This is a genomic window from Kribbella kalugense (assembly GCF_004365875.1).
Lineage (GTDB): Bacteria > Actinomycetota > Actinomycetes > Propionibacteriales > Kribbellaceae > Kribbella > Kribbella kalugense.
Genome location: NZ_SODF01000004.1, coordinates 227,459 through 253,674, shown reverse-complemented (window position 1 = coordinate 253,674; position 26,216 = coordinate 227,459). Strand labels below are relative to the sequence as shown.

The following is a 26,216-nucleotide window of genomic DNA, read 5'->3' as shown; positions in this document are numbered from 1 at the left end:
AAGGAGATTCAGGATGGCGAGCAAGGAATCCGAGGCGGTCCGGCAACACTGGGCGGCGGCGCGGGTGGCGTTCGAGCAGCAGACCAGTGAGGGCGATCAGGAGTTGGCCGATCATCAGTGGGCTGGTCTGACCAGTGAACCGCCGGACGTCGACTACCTGTCCGTCCAGGGACGGCCGGCGGTCTGGATCGTGCCGCACGACGCCACGTCGGACCGGGTGCTCCTGTGTCTGCACGGCGGCGGGTACGTCGGCGGATCGCGGGTCTCGCACCGGAAGCTGTTCGCGCACCTCGCCCGCGCGGTCGGGGTACGGGCGCTGGTCTTCGACTACCCGCTGGCGCCCGAGCACGCCCATCCGGCTCAGCTCGACGACACGGTCGACACCTACCGCTGGCTGCTGGACCAGGGCATCGCGGCCGAGCACATCCTGTTCACCGGCGACTCGGTGGGAGGCGCAATGGCCATCACCACCCAGCTCCGCGCCCGCTCGATCGGACTGCCGCTGCCCGCCGGCGCGATGCCATTCTCCCCGGCGGTGGACTTCGAGGCGGCCGGAGCGTCGTACGACGCCAACCGGGAGCGTGACGCGTTCTTCGACCGGGACCTGGTCCGCGGGCTCGCCTCGCTGTTCCTGGGGACCGACGGCTCGCCGGACGATCCGTTCGTCAACCCGTCGTACGGCGACCTGACCGGACTCGGACCGATCTACATCCAGGTCGGCGGTGACGAAGTACTGCTGGACGATGCGCAGCTGCTGGCCGCGGCCGCTGAGAAGGCCGGGGTCGAGGTGCGGCTGGACGTGTTCCCGGAGATGCAGCACACGTTCCAGATGGCGGCGGGTCGCGCGCCGGAGGCGGACGATGCCATCGAGCGGATGGCACGCTGGGCACGTCCGGTGCTGGGCCTATGACGATCGAGGAGGTCGTGGTGACGACCGAGTTCACTGGTCAGACCGAGCCGTTCCGCAAGGAACTCTTGGCGCATTGCTACCGGATGCTCGCCTCGGTGCACGAGGCCGAGGACGCCGTACAGGAGACGTACTTGCGGGCTTGGAAGGCGTGGTCGGACTTCGAAGGCCGCTCGTCCGTGCGGGTCTGGCTGTACCGCATCGCGACCAACGTCTGCCTCACCGCTCTCGACCAACGCGGCCGTCGCGCCCTCCCGTCCGGGCTGGGTGCTCCGGCCACCGACCTGTCCCCTGGTACGCCGCCCGACGACCCGGCCGTCCGGTTCGTGGAGCCGATCGCAGAGTCGTTGCTCGATCCTGCGTCGATCGTCACGCGTCGGGAGAGCCTGCGACTCGCGCTCATCACGGCACTGCAGTACCTGCCGGCCAAGCAGCGGGCAGTGCTGATCCTGCGCGAAGTACTCGCGTTCCCGGCGGCCGAGGTCGCGACCATGCTCGACACGTCGGTCGCGGCGGTGAAGAGCACGCTGCAACGAGCGCGGGCTCGTCTCGACGAGATGCCCACGTCCGACGAGGTCATCGAGCCCGACGACCCACGGGCGCAGACCTTGCTGGCGGAGTACATCTCAGGCTTCCAGAACGCCGACACCGCGGCTCTCGAACGGGCTCTCCGCGCCGACGCCGCGATCGAGATGGTCGGTACGACGGCCTGGTTCAACGGCCGGGTGATGTGCATGCAGTTGCTGGCTTCCGCAGTCGGCGAGCCCGGCGACTGGAAGATGATCCCGATCGTCGCGAACGGCCAGCCCGCGGTCGGCACCTACTACAAAGGCGAGCCGTACGGCGTCGCCGTACTCACGCCGACCGCCACCGGCATCACCCACATCCACGTCTTCAGCACCCCAAGCCTCGTCACACACTTCGGCCTACCACTCACACCACCGTCGCTGTGAGCTGAGCCCGCCGGCTCGTGCTCACCAAGCCCAACGCCAGCACGGCAAGCCCCATGCCGACGATCGGCCACCACACAACGTGCGCAGCGTGCGTAAACGCCTCGGGATCGGTCGTCGCCTTGGACCCGACGATCGATCCGGCGATCGCGACACCGAGCGAAGTCCCGGTCTGCCGGCCGACGGACGCCAGCGACGCCGCGAGCCCAGTCATCGACGCGGGCATCCCGGACACGGCCGAGTTCGCGATCGGCGGGTTGATCGTGCCGAGGAAGACACCGAAGAACAGGAAGATCGCGAGGATCACCGGCAGCGGAGTGGTAGTACCGATGGTGATCGACGCAGCCGCTCCGAGGGTGAGCGCCGTACCCGCGACAACCAGCGGCAGACGTGGGCCAAGCGAACCAACCACGCGACCCGTCATCGGCGACAGGAAGCAGATCAGCACCCCGACCGGCAGCAGGCACAGGCCAGCATCCAGAGCGGACAGATTCCGGACGCTCTGCAGATAGAGCGTGGTGACGAACAAGAACGCACCGAACCCGGTGAACGCGAACATCGCGATCAACACCGCCGAACTGAACGGAATGCTCCGGAACAGCCGCAACTCCAGCAGCGGCTCACGCCGACGGCCCTCGTACCCGATCAGTACGACGGCCGACACCGCCGCGACCACGAGCAGTCCGAGCACCAGCGGCGTACCCCAACCGTCCTTCTCAGACTCGATGATCGCCGACACGACACCTCCGAGGACCAGTACAACGACGAACTGTCCGACCGGGTCGAAGCGACGCCCATGCGCGGCCCGGGACTCCGGGACGAACAGGCTCGTGCAGATCACCGCCACCACGACGATCGGCAGGTTCACCCAGAAGATCGACCGCCAGCCGAGGCCGTCGACGAGCGCGCCACCGAGGATCGGTCCGAGGACGAGCGACAGTCCCGCGGTCGCGCCGAAGATTCCGATCGCGCGCGCCCGCTCGGCACGGTCCGGGAACACCGTCACCACGATCGCCATCGCCACCGGATTGAGCATCGTGCCGCCCACCGCCTGGACGGCGCGCGCAGCAATCAGCCAGCCGATCCCAGGCGCCAGGCTGCACAGCAACGAACCGATCCCGAACACGATCAGCCCGAACCGGAACATCCGCCGCCGCCCGAACCGATCCGCGGTCGAGCCGGCCAGCAGCAGGAAACTGGCCAGCACCAGGGTGTAGGCGTCGACCGTCCATTGCAGCCCGGCCGTCGAGGCGCCGAGGCCGTCCCGGATCGAGGGCAGCGCCACGTTGACGATCGAGATGTCCATCACCGAGATCAGCAGACTCGCGCAGCAGATCACGAGTACGGCGTACCGGCGTGCACTGGTCAGACCAGTGTCCTCGAGCGTTGGAAGGGTCATACCGACCACGCTAGGATTTAGAGCGTGCTCGAAGTCAATGAACGCGGGATCAGCATCGCCGAAGCCGCCGAACGCACCGGCGTCAGCGTCCACACGCTCCGGTACTACGAGCGCGCCGGACTGGTCGTCACCACCGTCGACCGTACCGCCGGCGGGCGCCGCCGGTACCACCAGCGCGACCTGGACTGGATCAAGATCTGCACCAGGTTCCGCGCCACCGGCATGCCGATCCGCACCATTCGCAAGTACGCCGAACTGGTGATCGCCGGCCGTGGCAACGAGAAGGACCGGCTGGAGCTCCTCGAGTCACACCGCTCCGACGTGCTCAGCCAACTCGCCGAGCTGCAGGAATGCCTGGACCTGATCGACCACAAGGTCGACGTCTACCGCGGCCGCCTCGAAGCCGGCGACGCCGACCAGCTCTGGGCTCCGCGCGCCTGAAGCCGAGCGGTCAGGAAGCGGCGCTCAGCCTCGTTGGCGGTCAGCGCGATCGCGGCCTTGTATGCGTCGGCTGCCTCGTCCGGCCGGTTCAGCCGAGTGAGGATGTCTGCTCTGGTCGCCGGCAGGTAGGCGTACGTCGCCAGCGCCGGCTCGTTGCTCAAGGCATCCAGTTCGGCGAGGACCGCGGTCAGGTCAGCGCCTGGGACGAGGCTGTGCGCGGCGGCCCGGTTGAGCGCGACGATGGGCGTCGGCCAGCTGACCATCATCGCGTCGTACATCCGCACCACCTGGCCCCAGTTCGTTTTCGCCCACGACGGCGCGGTCACATGCAGCCCGGCAACCGCCGCCTGCAAGGCGAATCGCCCCTGCCCGCGCTCCAACGCCTCCGTGGCCCGCGACACTCCCTCCACCAGCAGCTGCATGTTCCACCGCGACCGATCCTGATCAGCCAGCAGCACAAGCTCGCCGTCCGCACTCACCCGAGCATCGCCGCGCGCCTCGGTCATCAGCAGCAGCCCGAGCAACGCCTGCGGCTCCGGTTCGTCGGGCATCAACCGCTCGAGCATCCGTGCCAACTCGATCGCCCGCCCGGTCAGATCGGTCCGCGTCAGCTCCGACCCGGCCGCCACATGCCCGGCCGTGTAGACCAGATGCACGACGGTCAGTACGACGTCCAACCGCGCCGACAACTCATGATCCGCCGGGATCCGGTACGGGATCCCCGCCGCCGCGATCTTCTTCTTCGCCCGAGTGATCCGCGCCGCCGCCGTCGGCTCACCAATCAGCAGGACCGCCGCTACCTCACGGGTGGTCAGACCGCAGATCAGCCGCAGCGTTAGCGCGACCTGCGACTCGCGCGCCAGTGCCGGGTGGCAGCACGTGAACACCAGCCTCAGCGGGTCTGTCGGCTGCTCGATCTCGCCGGGCTCCTCCACCAGCAGCGGGAGCTTCCGCCGCAGAGTCGTCTCCCGTCGCAGCCGATCCAGCGCCAGCCGCCGCGCGACGGTCGTCAGCCAGCCACCCGGATTCGCCGGGATCCCGTCCGGCCAGGTCCGCAACGCCTGGACGAACGCGTCCTGAGTGCAGTCCTCGGCCAGGTCGAGGTCCCGCGTCAGCCGGACGACCGATGCGAGCACGGTCGACCAGCTCTCCCGGTGCGCCCGGTCGACGACCCGGGTCACCTCGACGGCTTCAGTCACTGCTCCTCCCCCACGGGTACGCCGACGGGACAGAGCGTCGGCGTACCCAGCTGACGCATGTCAGCCCTGCGGCCCCGAGTCGCCGGACGTGTCCATCACCGGGCGGACCTCGACGTTGCCGGACGGGCAGATCTTCGCCAGCTCCAGCGCCTGGTCGAGGTCGCGCGCCTCGATGACGTAGTACCCGCCGAGCGCCTCCTTGGTCTCGATGAACGGACCGTCGGTGACCAGCGGCTCCGCCCCCTCGCGTTGCTTGACCGTGCTCGCGGTGGTGGAGCGCTCGAGCGCCTCCCCGCCGAGGATCCGTGCCCCGGCCTTCTCCACCGCCTCGGCGAACGCCCCGTGCAGCTTCATCGCCTGCTGCCAGTCGTCCGGCGTGACGTTGTCGTACCACTCTTCGCTGTCGTACAGCAGGAACATGTACTGCGCCATCTCAGGCTCTCCTCGGGTAGGGCTTCTACTGGAACATCTTGCTGACGAACACCGCCACACGGAATCGACAACGCCGCGGAAGAATCTTCATTACTGTTGAGTACTGTGACGGATATGGAGCATTTCGACGTCCTGATCGTCGGCGCGGGCCTGTCCGGGATCGGCGCGGCGTACCGGCTGCAAACGCGGTGCCCGGACCGAACGTACGCCGTACTCGAGGGGCGCGACGCCCTCGGCGGGACCTGGGACCTGTTCCGGTACCCGGGGGTGCGGTCGGACTCCGACATGTTCACGCTCGGGTTCCCGTTCCACCCGTGGAAGGCGGCGAAGGCGATCGCCGACGGGCCGTCGATCCTCGACTACCTGCACGAGACGGCATCGACGTACGGCATCGACAAGCACATCCGCTTCGGCCAGCGCGTCGTACGCGCCTCGTGGTCGTCGGCGGACGCACTGTGGACGGTCGAGACCGGAGACTCGTCGTACACCTGCTCGTTCCTCTACGTGTGCAGCGGGTACTACGACTACGACTCGGGGTACGTGGTCGACTTCGAGGGGCAGAGCTCGTTCGAGGGCCGGATCGTGCACCCGCAGCACTGGCCGGCCGATCTGGATTACACCGGGCAGCGAGTGGTCGTCGTCGGCAGCGGCGCGACCGCGGTGACCCTGGTGCCCGCGATGGCTGGTACGGCGGAACACGTGACGATGCTGCAGCGTACGCCGAGCTACGTCGCCTCCCGTCCTGCGCACGATGCGTTCTCCGACCGCCTCCGCGCCGTACTGCCCGAGAACCTCGCGCACCGGTTGATCCGCGGGAAGAACGTTGCCGTGAGCACCGCCGTCTACAGCGCGTTCCGCAAGTGGCCGGCGCATGCGGCGTGGTTGCTGAACAGCACTGTGGCCAAGGAACTGCCATCGTCGATCCCGGTCGATCCGCATTTCACGCCGCAGTACAAGCCTTGGGATCAGCGGCTGTGTCTGGTGCCGGACGCCGATCTGTTCAAAGCGTTGCGGGCCGGGTCGGCCTCGGTGGTGACTGACGAGATCGACCGGTTCACCCCGCACGGTTTGCTCCTGCGGTCCGGGCGGGAGCTGGAGGCCGATCTCGTGGTCACCGCGACCGGCCTCCGCATGGTTGCGCTCGGCAACATCCAGGTCGTCCTCGACGGGCGGTCCGTCGATCCGCATGACACCTTTGTCTACAAGGGCATGATGCTGAGCGGCGTACCGAACCTGGCCTGGTGCATTGGCTACACCAACAACTCCTGGACGCTGCGCTCCGACCTCACCTCGCAGTACGTCTGCCGGCTCCTCAACCACCTCACCGCCACCGGCACCCGCATCTGCATCCCCGAGGTCGACCCGGCCGAGTACGACGCGCCACCCCGACCGGTCGTCGACCTCTCCTCCGGCTACATCCGCCGAGCCGCCGCGATCCTCCCTCGCCAAGGCACCTACGGCCCTTGGCGCCTCCGCCAGAACTACCCCCGCGACCTACTAACCCTCCGCTACGCCCGCCTCGACGACGGCGCCATGCGCTTCACCGCTTAGGGAATTGGTGTTGGTGGCTGGGGGCCGACGTACATGGCGGCCGGGCGGATGATCTTCGGGTCTTCTGCCTGCTCAAGGATGTTGGCGGACCAGCCGATGATGCGGCTGACGGCGAAGGTGGGCGTGAACATGGCGCGCGGGATGCCGCAGAGTTCCATCACGACGCCGGCGTAGAACTCGACGTTCGCGTACAGGTTGCGGCCGGGCTTCAGCTCCGCGAGTACGTCGACGATGCGCTGCTCGACCGTGGTCGCGAAGTCGACCAGGTCTCCGCCGATGCCGCGGGCGATGTCGCGCAGCATCAGCGAACGCGGGTCCTCGGTGCGGTAGACCGCGTGACCGAAGCCCATGATCCGGTCGCCCGCGGACACCTTCGAGCGGACCCAGGCGTCGATGCGATCCGGCGTACCGATCTCGTCGAGGCTGGCGAGGGCGCGATCCGGTGCACCACCGTGCAGCGGGCCGGAGAACGCGCCGATCGCTCCGGCGACGGCCGACACGACGTCCGCGCCGGTGGAGGCGATCACCCGCGCGGTGAACGTGGACGCGTTGAAGCCGTGGTCCACGGTCGAGACGAGGTAGTGCTCGATCGCGGTCGTGTGTACGGCGGTCGGCTCGGTGCCGGTGACGAGGTAGAGCCAGTTTTCGGCGGCTGTCAGGTCGGCGCGCGGCTCCAACGGCTCCTGACCCTCGCGGAGCCGGTAGAGGGCGGCGAGGATGGTCGGGGTCACCGCGCAGACGAGCATCGCGTCGGCTTTGCGTCGGGCCGGGTCGGCGTCCCAGAGCGGCGGGAGGCCGCGGACTGCGGCCAGGAGCGACAGTGCGGTGCGGAGACCGGCGAGCGGGTTGAACTTCGCGCCGGCGGTCGCGATCGCGGGCAGTACCGCGCGGACCTCGTCGGGGAGGACGCGCAGTGGCGCGAGCTCGGCGACGAACCGGTCCCGCTCGGCGTCGGTCGGGAGGTGGCCCTCGAACATCAGGTACCAGACGTCTTCGAGCGTCTTGGACTTGGCGAGATCGATCGCCGAGTACTCGCGGTAGTGGTAGAAACCCTCGTCGCCCCGGACGTCGCCGAGGGTCGTCTCGGTGACGACGACGTTGCGCAGGCCGGGCGGCACATTGATCGTTGTTGACATATCTTCAGAGTTGACAGGCAATCAACTATTGTCAATATTGATCCAGTCAATGTGAACGGTCTGAGGAGCGGGGATGACGGCCGAAGGTGACGAGAATTACCTGACCACCGCGGAGGTCGCGCGGCGACTGCAGGTGAAGCCGGAGACCATCTACGCCTATGTCAGCCGAGGCCTCCTGACCAGCATCCGAGCCCGCGGCCGCCGCGGAAGCCTCTTCGCCACCGCCGAAGTTGAACGCCTCGCCAGCAGGTCCGTCGACCACTCCGGCGTCGTCGAACGCATCGAGTCCGAACTAACCCTCCTCCACAACGACAACCTCTACTACCGAGGCCACTCCGCAAGCACCCTCGCCACAACCTCCACCGTCGAACAAGTAGCCAACCTCCTCTGGACCGCCCAACCCCTCGAACACCCACCAACGACAGGTCACGTGGGGGCGGGTCATGTTGGGGAGGCGCTCCCGGCCGGTGCGGCCGGGTTTGGGATTGGGCGGGAGGGGGTTTTGCTTGCTCGGGCGGGGATGGAGGTGGTGCCGGAGGGGGCTCGGTTGACGGATCGGTTGCGGGTTGCGGTGGCTGTGCTCGGGGCTGCCGATCCGTTGCGGTTCGACTTGTCGGTGCCGGCGGTGACTGCTGCAGCCGGCCGGCTGATCGGGACCTTGGTGACCGCGCTGCCCGGCGACTACGTGAGCCCCGACGCGACGCTCGGCGCGCGCCTCTGGCCGAAGCTGTCGAGCGACGAACCTCGACCGGAGCTACTCGACGCCACCCTGATCCTGCTTGCCGACCACGGGCTCGCCGTCTCGACCGTCGCAGCCCGGGTCGCCGCCAGCGCCCGCGCGAACCTGTACGCCGTGATCTCCGCAGGACTCGGCGCCCTCGACGGCCAGTACCACGGCGCCGCGCCGACGCTCGCCTACGAATTCCTCCAACGAGCACAGCAAGACCCGCTCAAGGCACTGTCGGACCAGTTGCGATCAGGCGAGCCCATCCCCGGCTTCGGCCACCGGATCTACCAACACCGCGACCCGCGAGCCGAAGTACTGCTCGGCATGCTCGGCGACCACCCGATCGTCGACACGATCACCGCGATCGCCGCGCGTACGCCGACCTTCCCCAACAGCGATCTAGCCATCGCGGCGATCATGCACGCGTACAACTTCCGCCCGGACGCCGGCGACGCCCTGTTCGCCCTGGCCCGGATGATCGGCTGGACCGCGCACGCCCTCGAGGAGTACGCGGCCCCAGCCCTGCGCTTCCGCGCAATGGGCATCTACACCGGCCAAACCACCTGACTACTTGGCGCCAAGCTTGATCAGGGTCGCTGCTCCGGGTGCGAGCGAGACCTGCACCGGCCCAACCCGCTGCGACACGTACTTCTGCTTCGCCGGCTGGAACACCCCCACCGACCCCACCGTCTGATCGTCGACCCCGACCACCGCCCGCGCCCGCGCGCTGTGCGAACGGTTGGCGACCAGCACCCACCGATCACCAGACGCCGCATCTCGCGACCGGAAGGTGCCGACGACAACCGAGTTCCCGGAGATCCCGGACACCAGGTTGGTTGGCGTGAACCCAACGGCACCATTCGGCAGCGGAGTCTCGTTCGCGTGTACGACGGACTCCGAGACCAACGGCTTGAGCTCGCGACCGACCTGGTGGAGCCACGTGGTGTTGATCTGCTTCGCGGCGTCGTACCGCGGGGTCCGCTTGCCGTCGACCGTGATCAACGCCGGCCCGAACCCCTCGCCACGAGCGGCCTCCGGCGTCCAGTAGGTGAAGTACTGGATGCCCTTCGCGCCGTACGCGAGGCTGATGTTGATCTGCCAGAGCAGTTCGGCCGCGGTCGGTTCGCGATGGTTGTTGTAGGCAAGCGTCTGGATGTACACCCAGGACGGGATGTCCCCGTGCAGCGCGGCGTCGCGGACGATCGCCCAGTTGTGGAAGTAGTTCGCGTCCTCCTGGCCCGCCGCCAGCAGCGGGTACCGGTCGAAGGAGATCAGCGACGGCTTCACCACGTCGACGAAGTTGCGATAGTACGACGGGTCGTCGGAAGGCAGCAGGTTGATGTACGGCAGCAGCTGCGGCGCCAGTTCGCGCGAGATCGCGAGCGCCTTCGCCAGGGTGGCAAACCAGCCGGCGCCGGGTTCGTCGTAGAAGTTGAAGCCGGCCAGCGACGAGTACGGGCCATAGGCGTCGCGGGCGCGGATGTAGAGCGCGCTGGCCTCGGCCGGCGTCACGCTGAGGAAGTCGGTGGTGGTGTCCGAGATCGAGAACCAGCGGGACATGTTGCGGATCTGGATGTCGTCCGAGATCAGCATCTGCAGACCGGCGTCGCGGGCGAGGCCGAGCTGGTACTGGAAGATGTTGCCGTCACCGGCGTAGTTGCCGGAGATGACGAAGTCGAACCCGGCGTGCTTGATCTCGGCGAACCGCTCCGCCGTACTCGCATACGGATGCGGCGGCCAGAACAACCCAATCGGGAACTCAGACCCGCCGGTCAGAGGCAACGTGTCCGGCGACGGTACGGCGACATCGGCCGGCCCAACACCGCCCGCCGCAGCGGAGGTGGTCGAGGCTGCTGCGGTGGATGCGGATGCGGTGCTTGCGGCCGCCGCGGTGAGGGCGGTGGCGCCGGCGCCGAGGAGCAGACTGCGGCGGCTGGGACCGAGGATCTGGTGCGGGCTCTGCATGGTTCTCCTTCGGAAGGCGGTCGAACGGAGTTACGGCAGAAAGCTGTTCAGGACGGCGCTTTTGACCGAGCCTCCGGCGCCGGCGGTGGGGTCATGAGGACTTGGGGGGGGGCCAGGAGCGGTCGCGGTGGGTGGCGACGGCTTCCGCGGTGGCGTCGAAGGCTTGTTCGGCCAGGGGGTAGTCGCGTTGGGCGACGCCGAGGTAGAGGGCGTCCAGGACGATCATCTGGGCGTGCCGGCCGGACAGTCCCCCGGTGCGGAACGTGACGTCGCGGGCAGCGGTGACCAGTACGACGTCCGCCGCCCGCGCCAGCGGCGAGCGGGGATAGTTGGTGATGGCAACAGTCGTCGCCCCTTGCCGGCCGGCCCGGGTGAGCGGCTCGAGCACCTCGATCGTCTCGCCGCTGTGCGAGATCCCGATCGCGACGTCCCCGGTCCCGAGCAGCGCGGAACTGGCAAGCGCGGTATGCACGTCGCTCCACGTACTCGCCCCACGGCCGATCCGATGCAGCCGCAACCGCAGATCCTCGGCCACCGACGCCGACCCCGCCACGGCGTACAGATCGATCCGCCGCGCATCCGAGATCGCCTGCACGGCACGCCGGAGCGCATCAACGTCCAGGGACGCGACGGTGTCCTCGAGCGCCCGGGTGTCGGCCCGCAACAACGTCCGGAGTACGTCGTCCAACGAGTCGTCTGGTCCGACCTCCGAACCAGTACCCCGTTCCCAGCTCAGACTGGTCCGACCACTCTCGGCCGCCAGCGTCAGCCTCAGCTCGGCGTACCCGGACAGACCGAGCGCGAGACAGAACCGGGTGACGCTCGGCAGCGACGTACCGCAGCGGGCCGCCAGCTGGCCGATCGTCGACGAAGCCACCGCCGCCGGATCTCGCAGTACCTCGGCGGCGATCCGGGCCTGCGCCGGACTCAACGCCGGCAGCAGGCCGTGGATCCGCGCCTCGAGACTCGGCGGCGGCGATTCGACAGCACTCATGTAAAGAATTCTCAGAGCATCGCAACACCAATTACAAGAATTCACACTGTCCGATACCGGCCAGATCAACAGCACCGACTCCGGCCGCCGGGATAGCGAACCGGTCAGACCAGCCCCGGAAAGTGAACTGGTCAGACCAGGCGTCGGATCGTGAACTGGTCAGACGACCCGCCGCCGAGCAGTACGTCGATTCGTCCGCTCAGCACGTAGACGCCGTACGGCGTGATCGCGGCCGTTGTCGGGCCGGAGACCGGCCACGGCTCGACCGAGCGCACCTGAGCGGTCCGGTAGTTGTCGCGACTGGTCAGCACAGTCGCCTGCTCGATACCCGCCGCACCGAGCTTGTTCGTGATCGCGATCAGTCGCCCGTCCCGAGTGAGCGCCAGGCCGTCTCCGCCGACCAGTGCACTGGTCAGACCAGTAGTACTGAGTTCACCGCGCGACGAGATCCGGAACAGGGTGCCGGTGTCGTAGCGAACGGTCAGCAGATATCCGGCCGGATTCCAGACGATGCCGTTGGGCCCGATCGTGTCGCTTTGCAACCGCTCGTCCCGGACCAGCACGGACGCCGCACCGGACGGCGTGATCCGGTAGATCGCGTCCGACGCCGGGTCGGTGACGTACGCGTTGCCCACGGCATCGATTGCGAGATCGTTGACGCCGTGGCGACCGCCGGCCGGATTCAGCCGCGGCGTGTTCAGGTCCACCTTCCGTTCTAGCCTGCCGGAGCGCAGGTTGTAGATCGCGACGCCGGACTGCTTGTACAGCGTCGCTTCCGAGGTCCGCTCACCGTTCCCGATGTCGGCGTACGTGACAAGCACCCGGTTGCGGACGGCATCGACATGCAACCCGAAGGTGGACACGCCAGGCGCGACACCGAACGGATGCGGTACGCCGTCCCGGCCGACCGAAGAGATCCGGCCGGTGGCAAGCGACCCGATGAGGAACGCGTGCCGGGTCGGGTCCCAGGCGATCCCCTCCGGATACCTGTCTGCTGTCCGACCATCAATCTGCACCGGATATGCAGGGCGGACGGCAGGAGAAACAGCTGCCGTGACCGGCAGCGCGGCCGATGACGCCGCTAGAACGACCAGCATCGCGGCCAGCGCACGAAACCTCATGAAGAGCCCCTCTCTCGATGTGTACGAGCACAGAGACTAATCAGAGTTCTGATGGTCGTCAATGCATATATCATCGACGCCGTTCGTACGATGGTCCTTATGCGGATGTCCTTCGAGGAACGGCTCGGTAGTCACCTCAAGCGGGTCGAGCAGGAGCTCCAGGCGGCGAAGTCGGCCGCTGTGAAGCCGGCCGGGCTGACGGTGCCGCAGTACGCCGCCCTGTTCGTGCTGGACGAGCAGCCGGGGATCTCGGCCGCCGAGCTGGCCCGTCGCTGTCTGGTCACGCCACAGACGATGACGACAATCCTGCGCAATCTGGAGTCGGCCGGCCTGATCGAGCGGACGCCGCATCCACTGCACAAGCACGTGATCGAGACGCGCCCGACCGCAGCCGGCCGCAAGGCCCTAGATCAGGCGGACAAACGGGCCGCCGCCGTCGAGCGCCGGCTGGCCGCAGCGTTCAGCGAGGAGGAGGCGGACACACTCCGCGCCCTCCTCGCCCGAGTTTCGGAGAGTCTGACAACAGACCCGATCCTCAAGAGCTAGAACAGCGCAGCCATCAGCCGCCGACGAGCCTTGATCACCCGCTCGTCATCGGCACCGACGACCTCGAAGAGCTCCAGCAGGTGCAGCCGTACCGTGTTCCGCTCATCGCCCGCAGTCGCCTGGACCGTGCTGATCAGCCGCGCGAACGCGTCGTCGACATGCCCACCCATCAGGTCGACGTCGGCGACCAGCATCTGCGCCTCGACGTCCGTCGGGTTGTCAGCAGCACGCGTCCGTACGTCGGCCGGCACGTCCTGGGTGCGCTTCACCAACTGCACCCGAGCCAGCCCGGACTTCGCCTCGGCGTCGGCCGGCGTCTCCTTGAGCAGCTCCTCGTACGCCGCGATGGCGCCGTCCAAGTCACCCGCAGCGACCGCGTTCTCGGCCGCCTCGTACCGCGGGTTCGGCGCCTCTTCCTCGTCGCCGTCAGCCTCAACAGCCGAGCCGACCGGCTCAGCCCGCCCAGTGATGCCGTTAGCCACCGCCACAGTCAGCAACTGATCGAGGTACTGCCGCACCTCGGGCTCACCAAGGACGCCCTGGAACAACGGCACCGGCTGACCGCGCAGGATCGCGATCACCACAGGCACCGCCTGTACGCCGAATGCCTGGGCCACCTGCGGGTTCGCGTCGACGTCGACCCGCGCCAGCAGGAACTTCCCGGCGTACTCGGTCGACAGCTGGATCATCACCGCACCGAGCGCGTTCGACCCCTGAGAGCGCGGCGACCAAAGCTCGACCACCACCGGCGCCTGAATGGAGCGCTCGATCACGTCGGCCTGGAAGTTCGCCTCGCTGACGTTCAGCACATACAGCCCCCCGGCTGCGGCGCCACCACCCTGAGCGGCTGGCGCTCCTGGAGCACCGGCCGGCTTGCGCAGGGCCGACAGATCGATCGCCCCGGGACGGGAGAAGTTGGACTGGCTCACCACTGTCCTCGCATTCCGTGCGCAGTACCTACTACGTTCACAAGGTCTATCCTCTACGACGCGGCCGAACTCTGCTGCCCCCGGGTCGCCATCAACAGTCGCGCCAGCCCACTCCGGGTGCCCGCGACCGCAATCCGGTCGCCCGGCCGGATCTTGCGCTCCGGCGACGGGCGCCAGTCCCAGGCTCCCCCGAGGTCCTGCCGCGCCAGCACCCGCAGGCCACCGGCCTCGTCCAGTTCACCAAGCCGCCGATCAGCCGCGACCGACCCGGACTCGACGGTCACCTCGGTCAGTAGGAGCACGCGGCGGCCGGCCAGGACGGTCACCTGGCTGCGCCGGTTCGCCACCGCGGCAGCGATCTCCGGCGCGACCAGCATCGACACCGACCGGCTGTGGCCGAGCCCGAGCCGGCGCTCGACCCGCTGCGCCAGGTCGTGGTCGAACATCCGCATCGTGATCCGGGCGTCCGGGTTCAGGTCCCGGGCCATGATCGCGCACTCCAGGTTGGTGATGTCGCCGTCGGTGATCGCGAGCACCGACTGGCACCGCTGCACGCCGGCCGACCGCAGTGTCTCCTCGTTGCTGCTGTCCCCGATCACCACTGGGATCCGCAACCGGTGCGCAGTCTGGATGCCAGGCGCGTCGTCGTCCTGGTCGACGCCGACCACCGGGACCCCGCGCTCGGTGAGAATCTCGAGCACCCGGGAGCCGACCGTACCGAGGCCGCACACCACCACATGGTTGCGCGGCCGGCCGCGGACACCGCCGATGATCCGCGACAGTCGCGCACCGATCAGCGAGTCGACCACGACCGCGGTCAGCAACGCCATCAGCACGATCCCGGTCAGCTGGACCAGCACCGCGCTGACCTTCACCCACGGCTGCGCGTCGTTGAACCGGTCGTCGTCGATCCCGGCCGACGTCACCACGCCGGCGGCAAGGTACAGCGCCCGCCACCACTCGATGCCGCCGAAGAAATGAATCACCCCGGTCCCGGCCGCGATCAGGAACGCCATCACCGCGGCGATCTTCCGGACCCGGGTGTCGAGGATGTCGCGGACCGCCATGAACCAGCCGGCCGGACGTACGTCGCGGCTTCGGAAGACCGCGCGTACGCCGGTGCCGAGGACGATGTCGCCCTCCGGATCGGCGCTGGACGTCGGCAGCAGCTCAGGCGTCGCGGACGAGGTCGTGTCCGCAAGCACGGTCAGATGCGGCTCCCGGATCAGGTCGGCCTGACCGGCCACCAGCCGGCGGCCGCCGAGATCGAGCCAGGTCAGCTCGTCGTCCTCCAGCGCGTCCGAGACGAACGCCGGGGCCGCCAGCGACGGCCCGTTGATCACCACGCAGTCGCCGAGCAGGCTGTTCATCTGCTTGCCCAGCCGCGGGTTGACCATCTGGACGATGATCCGCAGCTGCGGATCCATGTCCCGCGCGGTCAGGGCGGTGTGCACGTTGTGGACGTCATCGGTGTCCAGCAGGACCAGGGCGCGCGCGGTCGACGGCGTGCCTTCCTTGGCGTCGATCCCGGCCCGCCGCAGCAACGACTCGCTGATCACCGGGGCGCGCACCATGGTCGGCCCCAGCTCGCCGATCCGCTCGTAATGACGGGAGGCGGGGTTGACGATCGCTGTCACCCGCTCGCCCGAGCCGACCAGTTCGGTGACCACCCGGAGCATCGTCCGGTCCGAGCCGCAGACCAGCACCGGGCGTCCGTCAGCAGGGCCGACGGCTGCTGCTACCGCGCTGGACTGTTCCGGCTGTGCCTGCTCCTCAGAATCGAGCAGGCTCTCGGTACTCGCCCCACTCTTCCCGAAGAACGTGACAGATTTCCCCCATCGTGGCCTCCGCACGCACAGCCTCCAGCATGGGTTCGATCAGGTTGCCAGTGCCCCTGGCCGCCTCGACCAGAGCCGACAGCGTACGCCGTACCTGGTCCTCGTCACGGTGTGCCTTGCGCTCCGCGAGGACCCGGCACTGCTCGACTTCGACCTCGTGCGAGACCCGGAGGATCTCCAGCTCGCCGGACACGGTGTCGGTCAGCGTGTTCACGCCGACGATCTTCTTCTCGCCCTTCTCGAGCTTCTGCTGGTACTCGAAAGCGGCGTCGGCGATCTCGGCCATGAACCAGCCGTCCTCGATACCGCGCAGGATGCCGGCCGTCATCGTCCCGTCCGGGCTCATCTCCTTGATCCGCGCGAAGATCTGCTCGGCCTCGGCCTCGATCTGGTCGGTCAGCGCCTCGACGTACCAGGATCCGCCGAGCGGGTCTGCGACGTTGGTGACCCCGACCTCCTCCATCAGCACCGACTGCGTCCGCAGCGCGATCTCGGCCGACTCCTCCGACGGCAGCGCCAGCGTCTCGTCGAGCGCGTTGGTGTGCAGCGAGTTCGTCCCGCCGAGGATCGCGGCCAGCGCCTCGACAGCCGTGCGTACGACGTTGTTGTAGGGCTGCTGTGCGGTCAGCGACACGCCCGCGGTCTGGGTGTGGAACCGCAGCCACTGCGCCTTCTCGGTGCGAGCGCCGTACACGTCGCGCAGCCAGCGGGCCCAGATCCGGCGGGCCGCGCGGAACTTCGCGATCTCCTCGAAGAAGTCCAGGTGACTGTCGAAGAAGAACGACAGGCCGGGCGCGAACACGTCGACGTCGAGACCGCGGGACAGCCCGAGCTCGACGTACCCGAACCCGTCGGCGAGCGTGTAGGCGAGCTCCTGCGCGGCCGTCGAGCCGGCCTCACGGATGTGGTACCCCGACACACTGAGCGGCTTGTACGCCGGAATGGTGGTCGCGCAGTACTCCATCAGGTCGCCGATCAGGCGCAGATGCGGCTCCGGCGGGAAGAGCCACTCCTTCTGCGCGATGTACTCCTTGAAGATGTCGGTCTGCAGCGTCCCGTTGAGCTTGGTGATGTCCGCGCCCTGCCGCTCGGCCGCGACCAGGTACATGCAGAACGCCGGTACGGCGGGGCCGGAGATCGTCATCGACGTCGTGACGTCCTGCAACGGGATGTCCTTGAACAGCCGGTCCATGTCGACGGCCGAGTCGATCGCGACGCCGCAGTGCCCGACCTCGCCGAGCGACTTCGGCTCGTCGGAGTCGCGGCCCATCAGCGTCGGCATGTCGAACGCGACCGACAGGCCGCCGCCACCGCCGTTGAGGATCATCCGGTACCGCTCGTTGGTCTGCTCGGCGTTGCCGAAGCCGGCGAACTGACGGATCGTCCAGGTCCGGCCGCGGTACCCGGTCGCGTACAGCCCGCGGGTGAACGGGAACTCACCCGGCCAGCCGATCCGCTCCATCCGCGGGTCGTCGACACCCTCGGGCGGCCCGTAGGCGGGCTCGATCTCGGTGCCGGACAGCGTGGTGAAGTCCGCCTCCCGCTTCCGCGCCGCGTCGTACCGCTGCTGCCACCGGCTCCGGCCGGCCGCAATCCGCTCGGCATCCATCAGTCAGACCTCCTAGAGGGGTGCTCCCAAAATACTAGGACGTCCAACTATTTCCAACTATCCGGCCAGCCGGATACCTCTTCGACGCGCCTGCTCGCGCGGATCCGGGACGGGAGCGGCCGCGAGCAGGCGGACGGTGTAGGCGTCCTGGGGATCGCGCAGGACCGACTCGCGATCGCCTTGTTCGATCAGGCGGCCCTGGCTCATCACGGCGACCCGGTCGCAGACCTGGTCCACCACGGCGAGGTCGTGACTGATGAAGAGACAGGCGAAATGGAGCCGGTCCTGAATCGAACGAAGCAACTCGAGGACGGTCGCCTGGACCGAGACGTCGAGAGCGGACGTCGGTTCGTCCGCGATCAGCAGGTCGGGATCGAGGGAGATCGCCCGGGCGATCGAAACGCGCTGACGCTGACCGCCGGAGAGCTCATGTGGATAGCGACCGGCCCACGCCCGCGGCAGCTCGACGCTGTCCAGCAACTCCTCGACCCGCCCGCGCAGCTCGGTGCCTCGGACACCACGGTGTACGGCGAGGGGTTCGCCGATGGACTGCCCAATCGTGGCGCGTGGGTTCAGCGAGCCGGCCGGGTTCTGGAACACGACACCGATCCGGGCGCGGGTCTGACGAACGTCCGCGGACGACGCCTTGGTGAGAGCCTGACCGGCGACCCGGACCTCACCCGAGGTGATCGGCGCGAGGCCGAGAACAGACTTGCCGATGGTCGACTTGCCCGACCCCGACTCCCCCACCAGGCCGGTGATCTCGCCCGGGTTGAGCACCAGGTCCACGTGATCCACGGCGCGCACCGTCCTGCCCCGACGACCGCGATACTCGACCACGAGGTCCTCGATGGACAGCGCAGGAGCGGTATCGGACGCGCTGTCCGCTGGAGCCTCGGCACGCAAACCTCCGCGAGGTACAGCGTCCAGCAACGCTTGGGTATAAGGCTGCGTCGGATGGTCGAACAGCTCATGCACCTCGGCCGTCTCGACCACCGCCCCCTTGCGCATCACAACGACCCGATCGGCCACATCCGCGACCACACCCATGTCGTGGGTGATGATCATGATCGAGCCGGAGATCTTCGACCGCATCGCGAGCAGTACGTCGAGAACCTCCTGCTGCACGGTGACATCGAGGGCCGTCGTCGGCTCGTCCGCGATCAGCAGCTCGGGGTCGCACGCGACCGCGATCGCGATCATCACCCGCTGGCACTGACCGCCCGACAGCTGATGCGGGTAGTACTTGAACCGCGTCTCGGGGATCTCGACCATCCGCAACAGCTCGAGCGCTCGCTCCCGGGCCTCGCCGCGGGACAGCGCCGGCTGATGGGTGCGAATCATCTCGACCAGCTGCGCGCCGATCGTGAACACCGGGTCGAGCGCACCGACCGGATCCTGGAAGATCATCGCGATCCGTCGCCCGCGCAGTGTGGTCAGCTCCGAACGCGACATCGACAGTACGTCGTCGCCGCCGAAGCTGATCCGGCCGCCGACGGAGGCGTTCGACGGCAGCAGACCGAGTGCCGCGAGCGCGGTGACGCTCTTGCCGGATCCCGACTCGCCGACGACCGCGAGGACCTCGCCCGGCTGGACTCCGAAGCTCACCTTGTCCACCGCGCGATGCGTCGTACCGCCGACCTCGAAGTCGACGGTCAAGTCTTCGAAGGAGAGAACCTGGTCGCTCACTCGCCTTCCTCCGCGTCGAGTTTGCCCTTGTAGTCTTCCCAATCCGCCAGCATCTTGCGGTGGTACGACGCGAGCCACTCCATGTAGTTGCGCGCGTTCCGCAGCCGCTTCCGCGGACCGTCCATCCCCTCGGGCAGCTCGGCGAGCATGTCCTCGAAGATCTGCCGCTGCTTGCCCAGCGACCTGCGTTCGCCGGCCAGGAAGCTGCCCCACACGTCGTCGTCGACCTTGAAGTAGTGACTGCGATCGCCTGGTACGGCGTGCCGCGCGATGAACCCGAGGTCGATCAGCCGCCGGGTGGTGCTGGAGATCGATCCGGCGCTGGCCGACAACGCCCGGGCCAGTTCGGCCGACGACACGTACGGCTTGTTGCTCACCATCAGATAGCCGAGCACCCGGCCCTCCATCCGCGGTGAGCCGGCCAGCTCTCTCAGCAGGGCGAACTGTTCGACGAAGTCCGCGCGACGGGAGTCCTCCTCCCACGCATCGTCGTCAGTGGTCATCAAGGCCTCCTTGCCAACTGATGTACGTCGGCCTCCGCGATCTGCGCCGTCCGTCGGGCCCGGAACTCCTCGACCGGCCACCGCGTGCTGCCGCCGTACCGGACCGTCGACGGCTGCCCGTCCGCGTCCCAGGTGTACTCGACCTTCTCGCCGATCGACCCGAACCCCGGCGCGGGGACGACAGCCAGCGTGTTCTCGTCGACGACCTGGAGCTCCTCGTAGCTCGCGGTCGGATCCGGTGCCGCCGGGAAGAACGCGACCAGCCGGCCGCCGAGCAGCGAGATGCTCAGCACGCCCATCAGGTTGGCGAAGGTCCCGCAGAACTTCCGCAGGTCGATGTCACTAGCCGCCTGCTCGGTCGAGTTCTGAGCGGCGAGGTTGAGCAGCTTCACCACACCGATCGCCAGTTGCTCGGCCGGCCCGCCGATGCAGTTGGTCAGCACCGAGACGACGATCTGGTCGACGGGGTCGATGAAGGTCCGGGTGATGTGACCCGGGTACCCGCCGCTGTGACCGACCAGCCGCCGGTCGCCGATCGTGTTGATGATCATCCCGAGCCCGTACCGGCCGACCTCCTGGCCGTGCGGCTTGACCAGGCTCTCGTCGCGCTGCAGCAGTCGCTTGCTCGCGTCGGTCACCAACTCGTCGGCTCCGAAGTAGTGCGCGGCGCCGTACCTCGTCATGTCCTCGGCGGTCGAGTAGAATCCGGTCGCCGCGGCCATCGAGCGGGTGTCGACGTGCGGGATGACCTCACGGACGTCGCTCCCGTCGAGCAGTCCGGTATGTCCACCGGCGAACTGATCGGCGCGCTCCGGATCCCACTCCGCGCCGGTGTTGCTCAGTCCGAGCCGATCGACGATGTTGGCCGCGACATAGTCGCCGTACGACGATCCGCTCGCGGACTCGATCACCAGGCCGAGCAGGGAGTAGCCGACGTTGGTGTACTTGAAGTACTCGTTGGGCTCGAAGATCTGGCCGTCGGACAGGCACAACGCGATCAGCGCGGCCCGGTCCGGGAACGGGTCCATCAGCTGCCAGAAGTCCTTGTCGACGCCGTCGCGGATCACACCGCCCTGGTGACCGAGCAACTCGCGCACGGTGACCGACGCGAGGTCGCTGCCGGCGAGTTCGGGGACGTGGGTGTCGATCGGGTCGTCCAGGCGGACCTTGCCCTGCTCGACGAGCTGCAGAATCGAGGTCGCGGTGAAGGTCTTGCTGTGCGACGCGATCCGGAACAGGTGGTCCGTCCGCAGCGGCGTCCCGGCCACCTCGTCGCTGTGGCCGAGCGCTGTCGAGAAGACCAGTTCGTCACCGACCCGGATCGCAGCCTGCACCCCAGGGGTTCTCAGGTAGCGACGTTGGTAGTCGAGCCAGCTCTGGATCGCAGGCGCTGCTTCGCGGGCGGTTTCGAGATCGTAGGACAAGGCGGTGTCCGTTCTTTGATTGATGGTCATTTCAGGAGCGTCCCTTCGGGTTCACCGCGTCGCGGAGTACGTCGCCGAGGGTGATCAGGCTCAGTACCGTCGCGGCGAGGAAGATCCCCGGATAGATCAGTGTGTGCGGTGCCTGCTGGAATCGCGACTGTGCGGTGGCAAGTTGCAGGCCCCAGGAGATCGACGGTGCGCGCAGGCCGAGGCCGAGGAAGGTCAGTGTCGACTCGGCGACGATCACGCCGCCGACGGTCAGCGTCGCGACCGCGAGCACCGGGCCGATCGCGTTCGGCAGCACGTAGTGCGTGAGGATCCGCCGGATCGGGAAGCCCATCGCCTTCGCGGCCTGGACGTACTCCGCGTCCCTGGTCGCGCGGACCGTCGTACGCACCATCCGGGCCAGCGTCGGCCAGGAGAACACCGCGAGTACCAGCGAGACCGACAGCACCGACCGCTTGCCCAGGCTGTTCAGTACGACGATCGCGCCGAGCAGGAACGGGAATCCGAGGAACACATCGGTCAGCCGGGCCAGGACCGAGTCCGCCCAGCCGCCGACGTACCCGGCGATAGTTCCCACGAGTACGGCGATCACGAGGGCGATCAGAGTGCAGACCAGGCCGACCGACAGGGACGCGCGGGCGCCGTGGACGACGTTCGCGTAGATGTCGCAGCCCTGCAGGTCCTCGCCGAATGGGTGTCCGGGCGAGGACGGGCGCGCGCTGGCGGAGATGTCGCAGGCGCGCGGATCGGTGCTGGTGAAGAGCTGCGGGAAGACAGCCATCAGCACGAGTACGACGAGGACGCCGAGCGGAAGCCAGAAGAGCACCCGGCGGCGGACCGTGGCCCAGACACCGCGCCCGGCCAGCACATCCTCGTCGACGGTTTGCGCAAGTACCTGATCAGTCATGGCGGATCCTCGGGTCGAGGAGGGAGTTGAGCAGGTCGACGATCACGCTGGTGATCAGGAAGATCAGGATCAGCGCGGTCGCGATCCCCACCACCGTCGGCCCTTCGTGCACCCGGATCGACTCGAACAGCAGCTGACCGACCCCGGGCAGGTTGAAGATCCCTTCCGTCACCACGGCTCCACCCAGCAACGCGCCGAGGTCGATCGCGAGGTACGTCAGCACCGGGATCGACGAGTTCCGCAGTACGTGTACGCCGATCACGCGACGCCTGCTGAGCCCTTTCGCCCACAGCGCGCGGACGAAGTCCGAGCTCATCGTGTCGATCACGCTGCCCCGGGTCAGCCGAGCCACCGCGGCCAGACCGTAGATCGCCAGAACCGTTGCCGGTAGCAAGTAAGACACCGGCCAGCCGTCGCTGACGCCGGCGATCGGCAGCAGTGACAGCTTCACTCCGAACACCAGCTGCGCCGTCACCGCCATCACAAAGATCGGCACCGACGCGATCAGGATCGTCAGGATCAGCACGCCGCGGTCGATCCAGGTGTTCTTCCGCAGCCCAGCGACCAGGCCGAGACCGACGCCGATCACGACCTGGATCACCCAGGCCGTCAGCGCCAGCCGGATCGTCACCGGCCACCGGGCGGCCAGACGCTCGGCCACCGACCGGCCGCGGAAGTCGACACCGAGGTCGCCGGTCAGCAGGTGACCGAGGTAGCGCAGGTACTGCGACCACAGCGGATCGTTCAGGTGATAGAGATCCCGGATCCGTTCGACCACGGCCGGCGACAACGGCTGATCGCCACCGAGACTGGAGATCGGATCACCGGGCAGCGCGAACACCGCCGCGTAGATCGCGAACGTCACCCCGAAGAACACCAGCACGAGCTCGATCAGCCGCCGGATTGTGAAGCGCAACATCAGCCCGCCTCTCGCCGTACGGCGTCCAGCAGGGCGAGGGTTGCGGCGTACTGGACGCCGACCAGATCCTTGATCGGAACGGTGTGCAGCTCGTGATCGAGGGTGACGGCCTCGTCCTGCCACTCGCGGTAGAACGACCGCATCCGCTGGGCCAACGGGTGCAACGCGGCGGCCGCGCTACCGCGCCCGATCTCGCCTTCGATTGCCCGCAGCAACATCCCGCCGAACCGGAGCCGGTGGGACCGGTGCATGTCGGTGAGCCCGAACTTCTCCGCGACCGTCGCGATTCGCGCCGGGTCTTCCTTCTCGGCCCGGAGTCGGTCACGTTCGGGCCGTTTACTCAAGTACGGAAGGAAAGCGGCGGTCGCACGGACCAGCTGAGAATCGTCGGACAGATACGGGCGGGCGCTCTCGAAGATCTCCACCATCACCTCGATGTCCTTGCCCAGGGCATCGGCCATCTCGGCCAGCAGCTCGCCGTACGGCGTATCGCTCGGGGTCTGATCGTCGTTCGCAGGATGCGTCCAGTACGGCAGCTCGGCGACCAGGCTGACCGTCCCGTGCCGTTCGGCGTACTCCGCCGACGACCCACCCGACGACGAGTACGGCGTCATCCCGAGGCTCTCGGCATAGTCGTACGTCGCCTTGGCCGAGATCATCTCGTAGACCGCGGGACCGATCGGCCGGGCAGCCGGAGTCTCGGCCTCACCGAGCTCGAGCGGAAGCTCGAAGGACGCGGCGATCGCGTGCAGCTCGTCGACGAGGCCGTCGAGCTCCTTGGTGAGGTAGTAGTACACGCCGCCGAGTTCGGTGTTGTGCAGCGAGACTGCGATCGTCGGCTTCAGCTCGTCGATCACCCGCATCAGCGCGAACGCCTCCGGCATCACCTGATCGAAGTACGCCGTCTTGTACTGGAACGGGAACGACCATTCGACCTGCTCGCCCGGGGCCGGGCGGTAGAAGTGTTCGAGGCAGTGCACGCGGTTGAACGGGCCGTCGAACCAGCCCTCGTTCAGCCGGGTGCCGTCGGGGTCGATGCAGCCGATGATGTTCCAGCGGCACCCGGTCCGGAGCTGCTCGTCGGCGCACAGGTCCTCGGCCAGCCGGATCGCGGTCCAGAAGCCGATCGGTTCGTTCGGGTGCACACCGGCGTACACGAGGGCCTCGTCGGGGCCGGTGCCGATCGAGTACATGGTGATCGGGTCGCCGAGTCGCGACGTACCGATCCTTCTGCTGGTGATCAGGTCCGGGTGCTTGCCGGCGAGGTCGTCGAGGCGCTGGGTGATCTCGTCGACGCCTGGGAAATGGGCGAGGTCGGGGACGCGGTGGGCCCGCTCCAGGATCGCCTGGAGCAGGCCGTCGTTCGTTGCCGCCATCAACTGTCCGCCAGGGTGGTGTTCTCGAGTTCGAGGCTGCCCGCACCTTCGGCCAGCTTGGCGATCCGGTCCGAGGTCGCGTACGCGTACTTCTCGAAGAACATCGGCGGCGCCGGGAAGTCCTTCAGGATCGCCTTCTGTACGTCGACGTACCCCTGGATCGCCTTCTGCGGGTCGACCTCGGCATCCGCCTTGGCGATCAGCTGCTCGATCTGCGGGGTGTAGTAGGGGATGCAGTTCACGCAGCCACCCGCCTTGGTGTAGAAGGACCGCAGCGTGTTCTGCTGGCTGGCGTAGAGGGCGCCCCAGCGGGAGAAGTACGGGCCGCTCAGGTTCTTGTCGTTGCGCAGCTTCTGGAACTCCGGGAAGTCGGTGGTCGGCGTCGCGGTGACGTCCTTGATCCCGAGGTTCTGCCGGAGCTGGTTGGCGTAGGCGTTGTAGAGATCGTCCAGACCGGAGCCGCCCGGATAGCGGATCTCCATCTTGCCGGTGAAGCCACCGGCCTCGGCGAGGAGCTGCTTGGCCTTGGTCGGGTTGAACTTGCAGAGGTCGCCGCAGAGACCGACCGGCGTCCCCGGCTCGCCCGGCGGGGTGAGCGCGGTCGCGGGCTCCCAGATGCCGCCGTAGATCACGTTGCTGACGGCCTGCCGGTCGATCGCCATCGAGATCGCCTGCCGGACCCGGATGTCCTGGTACCGCTTGTCCCACAAGGGCAGGCCGAGATAGTTCATGCCGAGGCCCTGGAAGACATACGCGCGGTCGCCGAAGTCCTTCTTCACCTGCGCCATCCGGGACGCGGGCACGAACAGGATGTCGGTACTACCGGCCTGTACGTCGGTGTACGCCGTGGTCATGTCGGTGTACGGCTTGAAGACGATCTCGTCGACGGTCGGCTTCGGACCCTGGTAGGCGTCGTACCGCTTGACCGTCATCGGCTCGTTCTCGGTGTACGCGTCGACCATCTCGAACGGCCCGTTGCCGATCGGCTTCTTCGCGAACCCTTCGAGGTCCTTGTACGCCGCCTCCGGCATCGGGAAGAACCCGGACTGCGCCTGGGACAACTGGGTCGGGAACTGACCGTCCGCACTCTTCAGCGTCACCGTGAAGGTGAGGTCGTCGACCACCTTCAGCCCGGAGAGCTTGGTGGTCGTGGGCTTGCCCTTGGCCGGATTGAGCGCGTCGTACCCGGCGATGTTGACCAGCTGGCCGCTGTTCTCCCAGGCGTTCGGGCCGTAGGCGACCGTGTCCCACGCCTTGACGTAGCTCTCGGCGGTGACCTTCTCGCCGTTGTGGAACGTCCAGTTCGGGCGGAGCTTGATGGTCCAGTGCACGGCGTCGGTGGACTTCACCGACTCGGCGTTCAGGTAGGTCAGCGAGCCGTCGCTCTTGATGAAGGTGAGGCTCGAGAACAGTTCCTTGATCTGGGCGAAGGCGATCGTCTGGCGGCCCGGGTTCAGGGTCACCGGGTCGGAGACGGCGTACGAGACAGACTTGGTCCCGCCGTCGGCGGATCCACCGGAGCCGCCTCCGGAACAGCCTGCCAGGACAATGGATCCAGCCAGGGTGCCGGCGAGGAGAGCGGCGGCAGCACGCTTCATGGGGTCCTCCAGCTACGTCGCGGCCCGCAGGGTGGGCCGACTGTCTCCCG

23 protein-coding genes are annotated in these 26,216 nt (G+C 67.8%); 6 read left to right on the top strand and 17 right to left on the bottom strand.

Going from position 1 to position 26,216, the window contains the following annotated elements; all coding sequences use genetic code 11:
• The first annotated feature begins 13 nt into the window (after nucleotides 1-13).
• Together EV650_RS38545 and EV650_RS38540 are read left to right on the top strand one after the other, a co-directional pair.
• Nucleotides 14-910 (top strand): alpha/beta hydrolase, encoded by an 897-nt coding sequence (locus EV650_RS38545; RefSeq protein WP_134124179.1) that lies wholly within the window; start codon nucleotides 14-16, stop codon nucleotides 908-910.
• Nucleotides 907-1,860, top strand: a complete 954-nt coding sequence (locus tag EV650_RS38540; protein ID WP_134124178.1) for an RNA polymerase subunit sigma-70 — start codon at nucleotides 907-909, stop codon at nucleotides 1,858-1,860. The genes EV650_RS38545 and EV650_RS38540 overlap by 4 nt, the downstream gene beginning before the upstream one ends.
• On the opposite strand, the gene EV650_RS38535 is transcribed toward EV650_RS38540, so the two are convergent.
• Nucleotides 1,841-3,256 (bottom strand): MFS transporter, encoded by a 1,416-nt coding sequence (locus EV650_RS38535; protein ID WP_134124177.1) that lies wholly within the window; start codon nucleotides 3,254-3,256, stop codon nucleotides 1,841-1,843. The two genes, EV650_RS38540 and EV650_RS38535, sit on opposite strands and share 20 nt — an antisense overlap.
• A 24-nt stretch (nucleotides 3,257-3,280) precedes the next feature.
• Here EV650_RS38535 and EV650_RS38530 point away from each other — a divergent pair, with 24 nt between their 5' ends.
• On the top strand, nucleotides 3,281-3,697 hold the full coding sequence (locus tag EV650_RS38530; protein WP_134124176.1) for a MerR family transcriptional regulator: 417 nt from the start codon (nucleotides 3,281-3,283) through the stop codon (nucleotides 3,695-3,697).
• Here the strand turns inward: EV650_RS38530 and EV650_RS38525 are convergent.
• Together EV650_RS38525 and EV650_RS38520 are read right to left on the bottom strand one after the other, a co-directional pair.
• Entirely contained in the window at nucleotides 3,640-4,896 is a 1,257-nt protein-coding gene (locus EV650_RS38525; protein WP_134124175.1) for an RNA polymerase sigma factor, read from the bottom strand. The genes EV650_RS38530 and EV650_RS38525 overlap by 58 nt on opposite strands.
• A gap of 60 nt (nucleotides 4,897-4,956) precedes the next feature.
• Nucleotides 4,957-5,328 (bottom strand): YciI family protein, encoded by a 372-nt coding sequence (locus EV650_RS38520; RefSeq protein WP_134124174.1) that lies wholly within the window; start codon nucleotides 5,326-5,328, stop codon nucleotides 4,957-4,959.
• A gap of 114 nt (nucleotides 5,329-5,442) precedes the next feature.
• Here EV650_RS38520 and EV650_RS38515 point away from each other — a divergent pair, with 114 nt between their 5' ends.
• A complete protein-coding gene (locus EV650_RS38515) occupies nucleotides 5,443-6,879 on the top strand; it encodes a flavin-containing monooxygenase (protein WP_134124173.1) in 1,437 nt (478 codons plus the stop codon).
• Here EV650_RS38515 and EV650_RS38510 read toward each other — a convergent pair.
• Nucleotides 6,876-8,015: a citrate/2-methylcitrate synthase gene (locus EV650_RS38510; RefSeq protein ID WP_134124172.1), complete on the bottom strand. Its 1,140-nt coding sequence runs from the start codon at nucleotides 8,013-8,015 to the stop codon at nucleotides 6,876-6,878. The genes EV650_RS38515 and EV650_RS38510 overlap by 4 nt on opposite strands.
• A 73-nt stretch (nucleotides 8,016-8,088) precedes the next feature.
• Between EV650_RS38510 and EV650_RS38505 the strand changes: the two genes are divergently transcribed.
• Nucleotides 8,089-9,309 carry a citrate synthase gene (locus tag EV650_RS38505; RefSeq protein ID WP_134124171.1) on the top strand — a complete coding sequence of 407 codons (1,221 nt, stop codon included), beginning with the start codon at nucleotides 8,089-8,091 and terminating at the stop codon, nucleotides 9,307-9,309.
• Here EV650_RS38505 and EV650_RS38500 read toward each other — a convergent pair whose 3' ends face one another.
• The 3 genes from EV650_RS38500 to EV650_RS38490 form a co-directional block, all read right to left on the bottom strand.
• Entirely contained in the window at nucleotides 9,310-10,707 is a 1,398-nt protein-coding gene (locus tag EV650_RS38500; RefSeq protein ID WP_238174754.1) for a hypothetical protein, read from the bottom strand.
• A gap of 91 nt (nucleotides 10,708-10,798) precedes the next feature.
• Complete coding sequence (locus EV650_RS38495; protein WP_134124170.1) at nucleotides 10,799-11,701, bottom strand: MurR/RpiR family transcriptional regulator; 903 nt, start codon at nucleotides 11,699-11,701, stop codon at nucleotides 10,799-10,801.
• A gap of 131 nt (nucleotides 11,702-11,832) precedes the next feature.
• Complete coding sequence (locus tag EV650_RS38490) at nucleotides 11,833-12,822, bottom strand: SMP-30/gluconolactonase/LRE family protein (protein WP_134124169.1); 990 nt, start codon at nucleotides 12,820-12,822, stop codon at nucleotides 11,833-11,835.
• Nucleotides 12,823-12,921: 99 nt separating this feature from the next.
• Between EV650_RS38490 and EV650_RS38485 the strand changes: the two genes are divergently transcribed.
• Entirely contained in the window at nucleotides 12,922-13,368 is a 447-nt protein-coding gene (locus tag EV650_RS38485; RefSeq protein ID WP_202875308.1) for a MarR family winged helix-turn-helix transcriptional regulator, read from the top strand.
• Here EV650_RS38485 and EV650_RS38480 read toward each other — a convergent pair.
• Genes EV650_RS38480 through EV650_RS38435 form a run of 10 tightly spaced genes read right to left on the bottom strand, consistent with a single transcriptional unit; the run spans nucleotide 13,365 to nucleotide 26,166 of the window.
• Nucleotides 13,365-14,297, bottom strand: a complete 933-nt coding sequence (locus EV650_RS38480) for a tetratricopeptide repeat protein (RefSeq protein WP_134124168.1) — start codon at nucleotides 14,295-14,297, stop codon at nucleotides 13,365-13,367. The genes EV650_RS38485 and EV650_RS38480 overlap by 4 nt on opposite strands.
• 53 nt (nucleotides 14,298-14,350) lie before the next feature.
• Entirely contained in the window at nucleotides 14,351-16,150 is a 1,800-nt protein-coding gene (locus tag EV650_RS38475; protein WP_238174753.1) for an NAD-binding protein, read from the bottom strand.
• Nucleotides 16,071-17,744 carry a coenzyme B12-dependent isobutyryl-CoA mutase large subunit gene (gene icmA / locus EV650_RS38470; protein WP_134124167.1) on the bottom strand — a complete coding sequence of 558 codons (1,674 nt, stop codon included), beginning with the start codon at nucleotides 17,742-17,744 and terminating at the stop codon, nucleotides 16,071-16,073. The genes EV650_RS38475 and icmA overlap by 80 nt, the downstream gene beginning before the upstream one ends.
• A 57-nt stretch (nucleotides 17,745-17,801) precedes the next feature.
• Entirely contained in the window at nucleotides 17,802-19,433 is a 1,632-nt protein-coding gene (locus tag EV650_RS38465; protein WP_134124166.1) for a dipeptide ABC transporter ATP-binding protein, read from the bottom strand.
• Nucleotides 19,430-19,936 carry a GbsR/MarR family transcriptional regulator gene (locus EV650_RS38460; protein ID WP_134124165.1) on the bottom strand — a complete coding sequence of 169 codons (507 nt, stop codon included), beginning with the start codon at nucleotides 19,934-19,936 and terminating at the stop codon, nucleotides 19,430-19,432. The genes EV650_RS38465 and EV650_RS38460 overlap by 4 nt, the downstream gene beginning before the upstream one ends.
• Nucleotides 19,936-21,390, bottom strand: coding sequence for a serine hydrolase domain-containing protein (locus EV650_RS38455; RefSeq protein ID WP_134124164.1), 1,455 nt, complete (start codon nucleotides 21,388-21,390; stop codon nucleotides 19,936-19,938). The genes EV650_RS38460 and EV650_RS38455 overlap by 1 nt, the downstream gene beginning before the upstream one ends.
• A gap of 1 nt (nucleotide 21,391) precedes the next feature.
• Complete coding sequence (locus EV650_RS38450; protein WP_134124163.1) at nucleotides 21,392-22,273, bottom strand: ABC transporter permease; 882 nt, start codon at nucleotides 22,271-22,273, stop codon at nucleotides 21,392-21,394.
• Nucleotides 22,266-23,192, bottom strand: a complete 927-nt coding sequence (locus EV650_RS38445; protein ID WP_134124162.1) for an ABC transporter permease — start codon at nucleotides 23,190-23,192, stop codon at nucleotides 22,266-22,268. Before EV650_RS38445 ends, EV650_RS38450 begins: the two co-directional genes overlap by 8 nt.
• Complete coding sequence (locus tag EV650_RS38440; protein WP_134124161.1) at nucleotides 23,192-24,568, bottom strand: M14 family zinc carboxypeptidase; 1,377 nt, start codon at nucleotides 24,566-24,568, stop codon at nucleotides 23,192-23,194. Before EV650_RS38440 ends, EV650_RS38445 begins: the two co-directional genes overlap by 1 nt.
• Complete coding sequence (locus EV650_RS38435) at nucleotides 24,568-26,166, bottom strand: peptide ABC transporter substrate-binding protein (RefSeq protein WP_134124160.1); 1,599 nt, start codon at nucleotides 26,164-26,166, stop codon at nucleotides 24,568-24,570. Before EV650_RS38435 ends, EV650_RS38440 begins: the two co-directional genes overlap by 1 nt.
• Nucleotides 26,167-26,216 lie beyond the last annotated feature (50 nt).